Source organism: Isoptericola sp. S6320L, from assembly GCF_023015685.1.
GTDB classification, from domain to species: domain Bacteria; phylum Actinomycetota; class Actinomycetes; order Actinomycetales; family Cellulomonadaceae; genus Isoptericola; species Isoptericola halotolerans_A.
In genome coordinates, this window is record NZ_JALKAT010000027.1 from 1 (window position 1) to 13,714 (window position 13,714).

Sequence of the window (13,714 nt, forward strand, 5' to 3'; positions counted from 1 at the left end):
GGCGGCGGGCCCGGTGGTCAGGATCGGATCACTCGGCCTGACCGGCGTCGATCTCTTCCTGGGTCCAGTAACCGCTGTCGACCAGCAGCTCCGTGATGTTGTCCGCGTAGACGGTGTCGACCTCGAGCAGGTACGACGGCACGACCTTCACGCCGTTGTCGTAGGTCTCGGTGTCGTTCGCCTCGGGCTCCTCGCCCGCGAGGTAGGACTCGGTGGCGACGACGGCCTGGTCGGCGAGCTTGCGCGTGTCCTTGAAGATCGTGGACTGCTGCACGTCGTCCTGGATCAGCTTGACCGAGGCGATCTCGGCGTCCTGGCCGGTGACGACCGGCAGGCCGTCCTCCATCGTCGGGCCCATGCCGACGCCCTGGAGCGCCGTGATGATGCCGCGGGAGAGGCCGTCGTACGGCGAGAGCACGCCGTGCAGCTCGGTGCCGTCGTTGTACGTGGAGGTGAGCAGGTCCTCCATGCGCTTCTGGGCGGTCTCCTGCTGCCAGCGCAGGGTGGCGGCCTGGTCGATGTCCGTCTGGCCCGAGGGGACCACGAGCGAACCGTCGTCCATGAACGGCTTGAGGGTGTCCATCGCGCCGTCCCAGAAGAAGTGCGCGTTGTTGTCGTCCAGCGAGCCGGCGAAGAGCTCGACGTTGAACGGGCCCTCCTCACCGGTGGGCTCGCCGGCCTCGTCCGTCAGGCCGAGCCCGGACAGCAGGGCGGTCGCCTGGGCGACGCCGACCTTGTAGTTGTCGAACGAGACGTAGAAGTCCACGTTCTCGCTGTCACGGATCAGGCGGTCGTAGGAGATGACCGGGATGTCCGCGGCGGCAGCGGCCTCGAGCTGGCTCGTCAGGGCCGTGCCGTCGATCGCGGCGATGATGAGCGCGTCGGCGCCACCGGTGATCATCGCGTCGATCTGCTGGGTCTGGGTGGGGATGTCGTCGCCCGCGAACTGCAGGTCGACGGAGTAGCCGGCCTCCTCGAGGCCGGACTTGACGGCGTCGCCGTCGGCGATCCACCGCTCCGAGGTCTCGGTGGGCATCGCCACACCCACGGAGAGGTCGCCGTCGGCCGCAGCCTCGGTGTTGTCCTCGCTGCCGCTGTCGCTGCCCGCGCCTTCGCCCGCGCACGCAGTCAGGGTGAGCGCCAGCGCCGCACCCGCGGCGACCACGCCCATCTTCTTGCCGAGTCGCATCCTCGCGCTCCTTCTCGTCGTCGAGGGTCCTCCGGCGGCGACCTTCACCACCAGTGCCCGTTGGGCCGGACCGAAGCCTCCGGAAGGAGGCCGGGGACAACTTTCCTGTCTTCGAGTCTCGAAGTCAACGCGCGGGCATCACGATCTGGTCACGACATACGACGCGACACTTCGGGCATTCACCAGCAAAAGCCCGCACCTTGACTTCGTTGCGCGAAGTCAAGGTGCGGGCTTTCCGAGCGAGCTCGTGCTGTTCAGCCCTGCGGGTCCTCCAGCACCGCCACCGTCCGGGCCGGCACCGTGACCTGCCCGGTCACCGCGTCCCAGGTGGTCTCCCGCACGACGGCGTCTGCCCCGTCACGCTGGACCGGCGACAGCGCGAAGTCGCGACCGGCGAGCTCGTCCAGCGTCACCGTCACGGGTTCCGGCGAGGCGTTGAACACGGTGAGCAGCCCGTCCAGCGCCGGGTCGACGTCGGTGCTGCCGGCCGTGTCGTCGACCGACATCGCGATCACGCCCGGCAGGGCGTCCGGACCGGACGCGGGGAACGACACCTTCTGCTCGATGAGCTCCGCCGACCCGAGCCGGAACAGGTCCGTGGACCCACGCAGCGCCAGCAGCTCGCGCGCCTGCGCGGACGCCACCTCGATGTCCGCCGGTGCGGGCTTCAGCGCCGGGTCGGCCAGCAGCGGCGCCATGAGGGGCCACTTCTCGGCGTTGTCCGCGGCCATCGGCAGCCCGCGGGCGAACCCGTTGTCCTGGCCCGACCAGTCGATGGCGTTGAACCAGTCGCCCGAGTCGTAGGAGTTCCGGTCGAGGGACTTCGACCGCAGCAGGTCCGTGCCCGCGTGCCAGAACGAGGGCGTCTGGGCCAGCGCCGTGGTGGCCAGGGACACGGTGTTCATGCGCACCCGGTCGGCCATCGACGTCTCGGTCGGCAGCTTGAGCGCCAGCAGGTCGAAGAGCGTCTCGTTGTCGTGCGCGTCGACGTAGGTGACCACCTCCTCCGGGGAGTCGGCGTACCCCGCCGGCGACCCGCGGTAGTCGAGGTCCTCGCCCCGGGTGGGCTCGCCGTCGGAGGCCACGAACGAGAAGTCCCGGAGGTTGCCGGCGAGCCCGAGGCGCACCAGGTCGGTCTGGTGGCCGAGGTCGGCCGCCTCATCGTCCCCGCCGTCGTTCACCGTGCCGGGCTCACCTGTGCGCGCCTCGCGCCCGTTCGGGTCGGTGAACAGCCCGGTGCCGAAGCCCTGTGTGAAGGTGGACGCGCCGTCCACGGGCGACCCGCCGTGCACGGCGTCGCGCAGCCGGTCGCTGAACGTGCCGATCCCGGTGCCACCCAGGTTGCCCTGCGTGGCCTGCTCGAACAGGGCGCCGTCGGCGACCTCCCCGAAGTTCCAGCCCTCGCCGTAGAGGTAGACCGCGGAGCCGTCCACGCCGTCCTCCGCCGGGGTGAGCTCGTCCAGCGCCTCGCGCACCGCGAGCATGTTCTCCCGGCTGTGGTGGCCCATGAGGTCGAACCGGAACCCGTCGACCTTGTAGTCGCGGGCCCACGTCACCACGGAGTCCACCATCAGCTGCTCGGCCATCGCGTGCTCCGTGGCGACGTTCTGGCAGCACGTGCTGGTCTCCACGGCCCCCGTGGTGGGGTCCTGCCGGTGGTAGTAGCCGGGCACGACCCGGTCGAGCACGCTCTTCGCGTCCTGCCCGCTGGCCGCCGTGTGGTTGAACACCTGGTCGAGCACCACCTGGAGGCCGGAGTCGTGGAGCGAGCCCACCATGGTGCGGAACTCCGCCACCCGGGCCCCGCCGTCGGCCCGGACCGCGTACGACCCCTCCGGCGTCGTGAAGTGGTACGGGTCGTAGCCCCAGTTGAAGGCGTCGGTGGCCTGCACCTCGGCCACCGCGGCCTGCTGCTCCTCGGAGTCCGGCGCGTAGCCGCTCAGGTCGCCGGTGGTCTCCTGGTCGGCCGGGTCCTCGGGGATCGTGGCGATGTCGAACGTCGGCAGCAGGTGCACCGTCGTCATGCCGGCCGCGGCCAGCTCGCGCAGGTGCGTCATGCCGTCCGAGCCGTCCTCGGCGAAGGCCAGGTACGTGCCGCGCCGCTCGGCGGGCACGGTGGTGTCCGCGATCGAGAAGTCCCGCACGTGCAGCTCGTAGATCGTCTGGTCGACGGGGCGTTCCACGACCGGTTGCGGCGTGGTCCGCCACACCTTCGGCTGCCAGCGCTTGTCCTCCAACGAGACCACCACCGAGTGGGTCGAGTCCCGCGTCAGGGCGACGGAGTACGGGTCCGTGACGACGTTCGTCTCCACCTGACCGGTGCCGGGGACGTACACCTCGACGGCGAACCGGTATCGGGCGCCGACCCAGGGGTACCTCTTGTCCTCCCGCTTGCCGTCGAGTGTCCAGGCCCCGTCGCTCTGGCGTGCGGTGTCGAACCGGTCGGGGTCGGCGTCCAGGTCCCGGCCCTCCGGCCAGACGAGCAGGTCGACGTCCTGGGCCGTGGGTGCCCAGAGCGCGAAGGACGCCCACTTGCGGTTCGGGTGCACGACGGTGCCCCATGTACGGTTCGCGGCGGCTTCGGCGTACAGGTCGTCCAGCACGCCGGGGAGCTGCACGCCGGTGGCGGCCGTGAGCGTGTCACCGTCGGAACGGGTCAGCAGCAGCTGGCCCGTCAGCAGCGCCTCGACGGTCTCGCGGTCCAGCGGTTCGCCGTCCGACGTCGGCACGAGCGTCGCGTGGCCCGCCAGCGCCGGGAAGTCGGCGGCGACGTCGTCGGGCGCGTCACCGCCCGCCTCCAGGGCGTACGAGGCCGCGCCGTCCGGCAGGTCGCCGCCGTCCGGGCCGGTCACCGCGCCGTCGGTCACCTCGAGGCCACCGGACGGGGCCGTCCACAGCGTCCACCCGTCGCCCGTGCCCAGGTCGGCGGGCGCGAGCAGCAGGCCACCGCGCACCCAGTGCGCCGCCTGCTGCCCCGTGCCGGCGAGCGGTGGGTTCGCCACCTCGATCGTCAGCTCGTGCGTGGCGAGGTCGTAGGAGAACTCGACCGTCTCACCGTCGCCGACGCTGAAGGAGTAGTTGGCGCCGTCCGGCGCTCCGCCGACGCCGTAGTTCTCGGCCCAGCTCAGGCCGTGGGCGACCTTCGTCTCGTAGGCGCCGCCGTCGAGCGCGTCGGTCGACCAGGTGTACGTGCCGTCGCCGTCGGGGTCCTTGAGCCAGGTGGCGAGGCAGTCCGGCGCCCACGCCGCGGGGCAGCCCACCTGGTCCTGGTACGAACCGGGGAGGGTGACGATCGGCCCCTGGGCCGTCGAGGAGAAGTCCTTGCTCGCCGGGTCCCAGAAGAAGGTGATCTCGCCGCCGTCATGGGTGTACGTCGCGTTGGCTCCGCCCTGTACACCGCCTGCGCCGTAGTTCACGTCCCACGAGCCGTTGAGGGCGACCTTGTACTCGTACTCCCCGGCCGGCACGTCGAAGGTGCCGGACCAGACGCCGTCGGCCCGCTCGGTCAGCCGGGCTCCCTCGCAGTCCGGCGTCCAGTCGCCCGCACAGCCCATCTCGCTGTTGTGGCTGCCGGGCACCGTGACCATGTCGATCTCGGGCTCGGGCTCGACGTCGCCGACGGCACCCGAGACGTCGACCCCGACGGAGGCGAACGTCGAGGCGGCCGACCGGTCACCGTCGGCGTCGACGGTCACGGCACGGTACTCCACGAGGGTGCCCTCGGGCAGGTCGTCGACGTCGTGGAAGACCCGCGGCGTGGTGTCCTCGGCGGTGCCGAGGTGCTGCCACTCGGCCGTGCCGACCTCGCGCCAGGCGAAGGACGTCTCGGCCCACGCGTCGTCGACGGTCGCCGCGACCGGCGCGGTGCCGGTCACGGCGGCGCCGGCGGCCGGCACCTCGACGGCGATGCTGCCGTCGGCGTCGGCACCCACGGCGCGGTCGGCGACCAGGACGACGGCGGAGGTCGCCGGGACGTCCAGCGTCACGGTGCCCTCGGCGTCCGCGGTGACGGGGTTCGCGTCGCCGTGCAGCACGTCGTACGAGGCGCCCGGCGTGAGGGTCGTGAACGTCGCCGCACGCGCCTCCGCCGCGTTGTTCAGCGCGACGAGGTGCTCGACCTTCTCCTCGCGGTCGATGCGGCTGAAGGCGTAGACCCCCGCGCCGTCGGCGACGTGACGCTCGACCTGCGCGCCGGTCGCCAAGGCCGGGTGCGCGTCACGCAGGGCGGCGAGCTCGGCGATGTGCGCGTACAGCGGGGCGTCGGTCCCGTAGCGGTCCTGGCTGCCGGCGGTCTCGCCGGTGACGAGCGGCTGGTCCGCGTACGAGTCCACCTGCGTGGCGAAGAGCGTCTGGCGGGCGTCCTTGTCGCCGCCGGAGCCCGCGAAGCCCTGCTCGTCGCCGTAGTAGACGACCGGCTGGCCACGGGTGAGGTACATCAGCTCGTGGGCGAGCTCGTCGCGGGCGAGCGGGTCGTCGGTGTTGGCGAGCATGAAGCCCACGCGGCCCATGTCGTGGTTGCCCAGGAAGGTGGGCAGCGCCGCGGCCGAGGTGTCCGGGGTGGTGTACCGGTCGTCGCTCGCGAAGAGGCTCGCGAGACCCTTGGCGCTGTTGCCGCTCGCGAAGCTGGTGGCCGACGCCTGGAAGGCGAAGTCCAGCACCGAGCTCATCTCCGTGTCACGCACGTACGGCGAGAGCAGGCGCGCGTCGGCGTCGTACACCTCGCCGAACATGAAGAACTCGTCGTTGCCCTGCGCGCGGGCGTAGTCCATGACCTCGGCGGACCAGGTCTCCCAGAACTCCGGGTTCACGTGCTTGACCGTGTCGATGCGGAAGCCGTCGATGCCGAGGTCGATCCAGCCCTGGTACACCTCGACGAACCCGTTCACGACCGTCGGGTGCTCGGTCATCAGGTCGTCGAGCCCGTCGAAGTCGCCGTAGGTGACCGACTCCCCGCTCCAGGTCGAGTTGCCGCGGTTGTGGTAGAGCGTCGGGTCGTTGAGCCAGGCCGGGACCTTGACGTCCGCGTCCTGGGGTGCGACGACGGGCGTGTACGGGAACGACGTCGCGGCGTCGAGCGCGGGGAAGTCGGCGGTGCCCGCGACGTCGGCCGGGTCGAACACCTGGCCGTCGGCGTCCGTGTACGGCGAGGTGGCCTGGTCGACGTAGGAGTACTCGCCCTCGGCGTAGTCGACCACGTCGGCCGTGTGGTTGGTGATGATGTCGAAGTAGACCTTGATGCCGCGCTCGTGGGCGTCGGCGATGAGGGCCTCGAGCTCGGCGTTGGTGCCCAGGTGCGGGTCGATCTGCGTGAAGTCGGTGATCCAGTACCCGTGGTAGCCGGCGCTGGCGTCGTCGCCCGTGCCCTGCACGGGGCGGTTGAGGAAGGACGGCGTCAGCCAGATCGCCGTCGTGCCCAGCCCCTCGATGTAGTCGAGGTTCTCGTGCAGACCGGCCAGGTCGCCGCCCTGGTAGAAGCCCTTGTCCGTCGGGTCGAACCCGTGGTCGAGCCGGTCGCCCTCGAGCCCGCCGGTGTCGTTCGACGGGTCGCCGTTGGCGAACCGGTCGGTCATGACGAAGTAGAACCGCTCGTCGGACCCGGCCTGGCGCACGGGCGGCACCACGAGCCCGCCGTCCGCGGCGTCGTCGTACTCCCCGGCGAGACCGAGCGGGGTGAGGGCGGTGCGGTGCGTCGCGTCGTCGTAGGTGACCCGGACGCGGGCGTCACCGCCGAGGACGAGCGGGGCGTCGGCGTCGGTGCCGTCGCGTCCGTAGGCCTCGTCCCAGGCGCCGTCGAGGGCGACCTTGTACTCGTAGCTGCCGGCCGGCAGGTCGTACTCGGCGGTGTAGGTGCCGTCGCCCGCGGGCTCCAGCGTGGTCGCCGCGCAGGTCGGGTCCCAGTCCTCGGCGCACCCGAGCGCCGTCTGGAGGTCGCCGACGAGCGTCGCGGTGCGCTCCTCGTCGGCGGCCGCCGTGGTCGCCACGGCGACTCCGGCGGCGGTGGTGGCGAGCAGGGCGGTGGCGGCGAGCGCCGCGACACCGCGGCGCAGGGGTGGGCGCATGAGGGACTCCTTCGTCGACTGGCCGCCCTGACTGTAACCTTGCAGAACGCTTGCAGCAAGGCCTCAGCGTCACCCGGCCAGGTGCGACCACCTCGCCGCCAGCTGGCGCCAGGGCCCCACGGCGGCCACCCGGCCCTCGGTGAGCACGACGACGCGATCGGCCCGGGCCAACGCCGCCCGCTTCGAGGTGGAGCCGATCACCGTGGTACCCCGCTCGCGGAGCGACACCCACAGCTCGATCTCCGTGGCGGCGTCCAGGGCGCTCGACACGTCGTCCGCGAGGAGCACCTCGGCGTCCGTCGCCAGAGCCCGCGCCAGGGCCAGCCGCTGCACCTGACCACCCGAGAGCCGCACGCCCCGGTGCCCCACCAGCGCGTCCGGGCCTCCCGCGTCCGCGACGTCGGCGCCCATGCGTGCCGCCTCGAGCGGTCCGGCCACCTGCCGGTCGTGGTCCAGGCGCACGTTCTCGGTGAACGTCCCGGACAGCACCCGGGGCACCTGGGCGACGTGGGCCACCCGGCCCGGCCGCAGGAACACCTCGGGATCGGTCACCGCCGTCTCGTTCCAGGCGATCGTGCCCCGGTGCGCCATCAGGCCCGCCAGGGCGGACAGCAGGCTGGACTTGCCCGACCCGACCTGCCCGAGCAGCAGCACCAGCTCGCCGCGCCGCACCTCCAGCTCGACCCCGGTGACACCGATCGTGCCGTCGTCGTGCACGGCCTCCAGCCCGCGCAGCGCGAGCCGCTCGAACCGGTCGGCACCGACCGCCGTGCCCGTCGGCACCCGCGCCGGCGCCGGCGCCGTCCCTGCCGTCAGGTCGACGCCGGCCGGCAGCCGCGTCAGGTCCGCGCCCGCCGCGAACGACGACGTCGCGCGCAACCAGCTCCGCGTGCCCGGCGCCTCGGTGATGACCGCGCCCGCGACGACGCCGAAGTAGGCGAACCCGCCCACGGCGGCGGTGACGAGCAGCGTCGTCGCCAGGTCCCAGGTCCCGGCGAGCAGCAGCGCCCACGCCGCGACCACGCCGGCCTGCACCATGACCGTCGGGATGCCGTCCAGCACCGCCTGCACCCGGTGCTCGCGGATCGCGGCCCCCACGCGGCCCGCGTCCACCTGCCGCAGGTGCCGGTGCACGTCCGGGGTGCGGGCGGCGAGCTTCACGGTGCGCGCGGCGTCCAGCGCCGAGACCAGGGCTCGCCCGAAGCCGGCCCGGGCCTCTGCCGACCGCGTGGCGGTCCGCCCGGCGATCGGCCGGCCGGCCAGCGCACTGACCGCCGTCACCCCCATGACCGCCAGCAGCACCACGCCGGCCAGCGCCTCGCCGCTCACGAGCCAGGTGACCAGCACGACGACGAACCCGTTGAGCAGGTCGACCCACCGGTCGACGTAGAGGACGAACCGGTCGGCGTCCAGGGCCCGGGCGACCACCTCGCCGGGCGGCGTCCGCCGCAGCCGACGCTGACGCGTCTGGCCCTCGAGCACCGCCACCCGCACCCGCAGGAGCAGCTCGATCCACCACGACGGGTACAGCCGCACCGCCAGCGCCAGGCACAGCGGCGCCACGATCAGCATCACCGCGAGCAGCCCGGTCAGGAGCCACGGTTCACTGCCCTCCGCCAACGACTCGACGGAGCGGCCCCACAGGAACCCGGCGAGCGCCCCCTGGGCGGCGAACAAGCTCGCCAGCAGGAACAGCACGGCGCCGCCGGCGCCCCAGCGAGGCTTGGTCACCAGCGCGTGCAGGACGCTCCGGGTCAGGCTCGGACCGTGGCCCGGCTCGTCGAGCACGGGCGGCTCCCCCGTCCGCCGGCGGGCGCCGATCCCCCCGGGGCGCGCGGCGGTCGTGTCGCCGTCGTCGACGTCGTGCGCCGCGCGCGGTGCGGGACCGTCGAGGACGTCGTCCCCGCCGGTGCGGCTCGCCAGCAGCAGGTCCCGGAACGCGCCTTCCTGCTCGGCGAGCTCCGCCCGCGGGCCCTGCTGCACGACGCGGCCGTGGTCCAGCACCACCACACGGTCCGCGCGCTCCACGGTGCCGAGCCGGTGCGCGACGACGACGCCGGTCCGCCCGGTCAGGAGGCGGTCGGCCGCCGCGACCACGCGCGCCTCGGTGTGCGGGTCCATCCGTGCTGTGGCCTCGTCGAGCACGACGACGCGGACGTCCCGGACCAGGAGCCGCGCGAACGCCACGAGCTGCTCCTCGCCCGCGGACAGCGACGTCCCGCCCGGACCCAGGAGGGTATCGAGGCCGTCGGACAGACCGGCCACCCACTCGGTCAGGCCGAGCTCGACCACGGCCTCCTCGACGTCGCGACGCGGCAGGTCGGCGAACAGGGCGATGTTCTCCGCGAGCGTCCCGGCGACGATCTCGGTGCGCTGCGTGACCACCCCGATCCCGGCTCGCAGCTGCTGCAGGTCGGCGTCACGGACGTCCACGCCACCGAGGAACACCGCGTCCCGGGGCGGTTCGACGGCACGGGACAGCAGCGACGCGAGCGTCGTCTTGCCCGACCCGGTGCGTCCCACGAAGGCCACCGTCTGCCCCGCCGGCACCGACAGCGAGACGCCTCGCAGCGCGAACGTGCCCTCGGTGTAGGCGAAGTCCAGGTCCCGCACCTCGATCTCGAGCGGCCGCTCCGGCAGCGGGAGCCCGCCCACCGGCTCCGGCTCCGTGTCCAGGAGCTGGCGGATGCGCACCACCGCGCCGAGCCCCTCCTGGAGGTCGGGCAGGTGCTGCGCCAGCCGGTCGATCTGCCCGACGAACAGCGAGGTGACGAGGAACAGGGTGACGAGCCGCTCGACGGACATGTCGCCCGCGACGGCGAGCGCCACGCCCGACACCACGACACCGGCGAGCAGCGCGTGCAGCAGCACACCGACCCGGGCCATCATCCGTGTCTCCACCCGCACCACGTTCAGCAGCGCCCCGTGCACGACGGCGGACATCTCGGCCAGCCGGCGCAGCGCGAAGGCCTGACCACCCGCGGTCCGCAGGTCGTCGCGCGCTGCGACGCCCTCCTCCAGGACGGCGGCGTCGTCCGTCCAGGCCCGCTCCTCGACCACCTTGCGGCGCGCGATCTCCCCCAGGAGCGACCGCACCGTCCACCACGTGCCCACCCCGAGCACCGGGAACAGGAAGAAGGCGGGCCACCACGTGACCCCGGCCACCACCCAGATCGGCACCACCCCGACCACGGTGCGACCCATGCTCCACAGCTGGCGGCGGGCGAGCGCGCCGACGGCGTGCGTGTCGTCGTCGACCCGGTCCAGCACCTCGCCCACCGCCTGCTCGCCGAGGACCTCGATCGGCTGGTGCAGCGCGGCGCTGAGCAGGTCGCCGCGCAGGCGACCCTCGGCCCGGTCCACGACACCGGCCCAGGCGACCTGACCCGCGGCGTCGAGCAGCGCGCCGCCCACCAGGCAGAGGGCGAGCAGCACGACGCCGGTGGTCCCCGGCGACGCGGCGAGCTCGCCGGCCACGACCGTCCCGACGGCGGTACCGACCGCACCCAGGGTCAGGGCGACGACGGCCGCCGTGGAGACCGGGCTGCGCAGCCGCCGCCAGTCCAGCCGGCGTGACGGGTCGTCGGCCGGGACCGGGACGTCCGGTATCGGCGGTGCTGAGGTGGTCGCGTCGATCACCTCCCGAGACTAGGTCGCCGGGCCGACGGATCTCGACGCCTTTTCCGCGCCCGGGCCGCCGTCCGGCGGGTCAGACCAGGCCGAGGCTCCGCACGGCGTCCCGCTCCGCCGTCAGCTCCGCCACGCTGGCGTCGATGCGCTCGCGGGAGAACGCGTCGATCTCGAGACCTTCCACCACCTGCCAGTCGCCGCCCGACGACGTCACGGGGAACGAGCACACGAGCCCCTCCGGCACGCCGTACTCGCCCGTCGACACCACGCCGGCGCTGGTCCAGTCGCCCTCGGGGGTGCCCAGGACCCAGTCGCGCGTGTGCTCGATCGCGGCGTTGGCGGCCGAGGCCGCCGACGACGCGCCGCGGGCGTCGATGATCGCCGCGCCGCGCTTGGCCACCGTCGGGATGAACTCGTCCGTGAGCCACGCCGTGTCGGCCGTCAGGGTCCCGCCGGGCGTGCCGGCGACGTCGGCGTGGAACAGGTCCGGGTACTGCGTCGCGGAGTGGTTGCCCCAGATCGTGAGGCGCCGGACGTCGGCGACCGGCACACCGGCACGGGCGGCGACCTGGGAGAGCGCACGGTTGTGGTCCAGCCGCGTCATCGCGGTGAACCGCTCGGCCGGCACGTCGGGAGCGTGCGCCGCGGCGATGAGCGCGTTGGTGTTCGCCGGGTTGCCGACGACGAGGACGCGGACGTCGTCGGCCGCGCCGTCGTTGATGGCCTTGCCCTGCGGGCCGAAGATGCCGCCGTTGGCCTCCAGCAGGTCGGCGCGCTCCATGCCCGGCCCGCGGGGACGCGCACCCACGAGCAGGGCGATGTTCGTCCCGGCGAACCCCTGCGCCGGGTCGTCGTGGATGTCGATGCCCGCCAGCAGCGGGAACGCGCAGTCGTCGAGCTCCATCGCCGTGCCCTCGGCGGCCCGCACGGCCTGCGGGATCTCGAGGAGCCGGAGCCGCACCGGGGTGTCCGGGCCGAGCATCGCGCCCGACGCGATCCGGAAGAGCAGCGCGTACCCGATCTGGCCGGCGGCACCGGTCACGGTCACGTTCACAGGTGTCGTCATGGCCCCTACTCTGGCGCACCTGGCCCGTGCCGTCACCCCCTGGCTCGTCCGGTCCCCGTCGGCGCGATGGGCTGCCGCCGAGGGCGCGAGCCGGTAGCGTGCCCCCGAGGGACCGCGCTGTGACCTGGGACTCGGGGAGTCGGAAGGCTCAGGGGGCTCACAGGAACCGGTGCCAGCATCGCCGCCGCGCCCGCAGGGCGCGACGAGACCTTCACCCGACGACCAGCAAAGGACCTCCATGTCCCAGGCAACCGCGACACAGACCGACCTCGAGGCCGCCCCGGTGCCACGACTCTTCACCCGGATGTGCGTCGAGGCGTTCGGCACCTTCGTCCTCGTGCTCGGCATCGTCGGCACGGCGACGTTCAACGCCCTCAACGGTGGCCAGATCATCCCGGTGGCGCTCGCCGGTGGCATCGCCCTCATCGCGGTGATCGCCGGCCTCGGCCACATCTCGGGCGGCCACTTCAACCCCGCGGTGACGTTCGGCCTCACGCTCGCCGGCCGGTCGAGCTGGGCCGACCTCGCCCCCTACTGGCTGGCGCAGCTCGTCGGCGCCGCCGCCTGCGGTGCGCTGCTCCTGCTCATCATCCCGGGCTCCTTCCCGGCGTTGGTCGGCTCCACGTCGAAGGGCGAGGTCCTGGCCGCCACCGCCAACGGGTACGGCGACCACTCGCCGCTGTTCACGCTCACCCAGGGGCAGTCGACGTTCGACCTCGCGACCGCCGCGATCGTCGAGGTCCTCATCGCCGTGGTGTTCGTGGGCGTCATCCTCGCGGTGACGAACGCCCGCGCCAAGGTGGCCTACGCCCCCGTGGTGATCGGCCTGACCCTCGCGGCGCTGCACATCGTCTCGTGGCCCGTCACGAACACGTCGTTCAACCCGGCCCGCTCGCTCGCCTCCGTCATCTCCCCCGACGCCTGGGGCGACGGCGGCGTCGGCCCGCAGCTCTGGCTGTTCTTCGTCGCGCCGCTGGCCGGTGCGGCCCTGGCCGCGCTCTTCGCCCGGGCGTTCGCCCCGATGCCGGCCCTCACGCCGGCGGACGGCTGGGAGGAGCAGCCGGGCACGGCGACCTACCCGCCCGAGGGCACGCTGGAGGAGGTCGCCGAGGTGGCCGCCGCCAAGGCGGTGGCCGACGACGCCGCCGTGACGACGGTGGCCGAGACGGAGGTCGTCGAGGAGACGGAGGTCGTCGCCGACGAGACCGGGCAGCCGGTCGCCGCGGAGACCACCGTCGCCGAGACCTCCGACCCCGCGACCGCCGGCACCGAGACCACCGACTCGACGACCCCCGTCGACGCGTCGGAGACCGGCGACGAGCCGAAGCCCCCGACCCGGCCCTGACCCGGTCCCTGCTCGTCCCTCGCGGCGGCGCTCCGAGCGTCGCCGCGAGGGCTGACGGGGCACCGAGCCGGTCAGACCCCGGGAGCGGTCAGCGCCAGCACGCCCATCACGCTGGCCACGGACAAGCACAGGAAGACGTCGAACCCGCGGCTGCGGATGGCCAGGCCCACGGGGCCGGAGGGCGACACGGCCCGCCAGACTCCGGCCACGGCGAGGGTCGCGGCGATCGTCAGCGAGCCGAGCCGCGCGCCGACCGTCATACCGAGCAGCACGGCCAGGACGATGCCGGCCAGGACGACGAGGATCGCCGGCACGGGGCTGCGCACCGGACGTGCCCCGGCGTGCGGGGCGGCGTCGACGGCGTGCCAGTGCGGCTGCGCGCGGGCGTCGGCATCAGGGACCACGGCTTCGAGCCTACCTGCCAC

Annotated in this window: 6 protein-coding genes; 1 reads left to right on the forward strand and 5 read right to left on the reverse strand. The window is 73.3% G+C overall.

All coding sequences use genetic code 11. The features are described from left to right. Positions 1 to 28: 28 nt before the first annotated feature. The 4 genes from chvE to MWU57_RS13555 all read right to left on the reverse strand — a co-directional run bounded on the left by chvE (position 29) and on the right by MWU57_RS13555 (position 11,944). Positions 29 to 1,189 carry a multiple monosaccharide ABC transporter substrate-binding protein gene (gene chvE / locus MWU57_RS13540; protein ID WP_246909720.1) on the reverse strand — a complete coding sequence of 387 codons (1,161 nt, stop codon included), beginning with the start codon at positions 1,187 to 1,189 and terminating at the stop codon, positions 29 to 31. A gap of 254 nt (positions 1,190 to 1,443) precedes the next feature. After that, entirely contained in the window at positions 1,444 to 7,248 is a 5,805-nt protein-coding gene (pulA, locus tag MWU57_RS13545; RefSeq protein WP_246909723.1) for a pullulanase-type alpha-1,6-glucosidase, read from the reverse strand. Positions 7,249 to 7,317: 69 nt separating this feature from the next. Next, positions 7,318 to 10,887, reverse strand: coding sequence for an ABC transporter ATP-binding protein (locus MWU57_RS13550; protein ID WP_246909726.1), 3,570 nt, complete (start codon positions 10,885 to 10,887; stop codon positions 7,318 to 7,320). Between the two features lie 70 nt (positions 10,888 to 10,957). Next, entirely contained in the window at positions 10,958 to 11,944 is a 987-nt protein-coding gene (locus MWU57_RS13555) for a malate dehydrogenase (RefSeq protein WP_246909729.1), read from the reverse strand. A gap of 238 nt (positions 11,945 to 12,182) precedes the next feature. On the opposite strand from MWU57_RS13555, the gene MWU57_RS13560 reads away from it, so the two are divergent. Continuing rightward, positions 12,183 to 13,289, forward strand: coding sequence for an aquaporin (locus tag MWU57_RS13560; RefSeq protein ID WP_106267106.1), 1,107 nt, complete (start codon positions 12,183 to 12,185; stop codon positions 13,287 to 13,289). Between the two features lie 71 nt (positions 13,290 to 13,360). Here the strand turns inward: MWU57_RS13560 and MWU57_RS13565 are convergent, their stop codons facing one another. Beyond that, positions 13,361 to 13,693 (reverse strand): DUF3017 domain-containing protein, encoded by a 333-nt coding sequence (locus MWU57_RS13565; RefSeq protein ID WP_106267108.1) that lies wholly within the window; start codon positions 13,691 to 13,693, stop codon positions 13,361 to 13,363. Positions 13,694 to 13,714: the final 21 nt, after the last annotated feature.

Coding starts and splice junctions, on each gene's coding strand:
- chvE (WP_246909720.1), bottom strand. CDS start 1,189: ATGCGACTCGGCAAGAAGATGGGCGTGGTCGCCGCGGGTGCGGCGCTG.
- pulA (WP_246909723.1), bottom strand. CDS start 7,248: ATGCGCCCACCCCTGCGCCGCGGTGTCGCGGCGCTCGCCGCCACCGCC.
- MWU57_RS13560 (WP_106267106.1), top strand. CDS start 12,183: ATGTCCCAGGCAACCGCGACACAGACCGACCTCGAGGCCGCCCCGGTG.
- MWU57_RS13555 (WP_246909729.1), bottom strand. CDS start 11,944: ATGACGACACCTGTGAACGTGACCGTGACCGGTGCCGCCGGCCAGATC.